Origin of the sequence: Myxococcus llanfairpwllgwyngyllgogerychwyrndrobwllllantysiliogogogochensis (assembly GCF_006636215.1) — a bacterium.
GTDB lineage: Bacteria > Myxococcota > Myxococcia > Myxococcales > Myxococcaceae > Myxococcus > Myxococcus llanfairpwllgwyngyllgogerychwyrndrobwllllantysiliogogogochensis.
Window position 1 is genome coordinate 1 of sequence record NZ_VIFM01001049.1, and the last position, 381, is coordinate 381.

1 protein-coding gene is annotated in these 381 nt (G+C 66.7%); it reads right to left on the bottom strand.

The features are described from left to right. Positions 1 to 381, bottom strand: a 381-nt coding sequence (locus tag FJV41_RS51890) for an AMP-binding protein (RefSeq protein WP_141649720.1), incomplete at both ends; no start/stop codon positions are given.

Sequence of the window (381 nt, forward strand, 5' to 3'; positions counted from 1 at the left end):
TGGAGGCGTCGAAGGCGACGGGGGCTGCGTGGAGCCAGACGTCGGAAGCGGCGAAGGAGATGAAGGAAGAAGAGACGAGGCGGGTGACGCCTCGGTGAGGGACGCAGACACCCTTGGGCTCACCGGTGGAGCCGGAGGTGAACATGACGTAGGCGAGGTCATTGCCCGTCACGTCCAGAAGGGGCGCCGAAATGGGCTGGCGAGCGATGCGAGAAGCCTCCTCATCGATGACGAGGAGGACAGCACCGAAAGCGGGCAGGTCATCGACGACGTCGGAGTGAGAGAGGACGACGCCGGCTGAGGACTCGCGGAGGACGAAGGCGAGGCGGTCGGAGGGCCAGGCCTTGTCGAGGGGGACGTAGGAGGCGCCGGCCTTGAGGA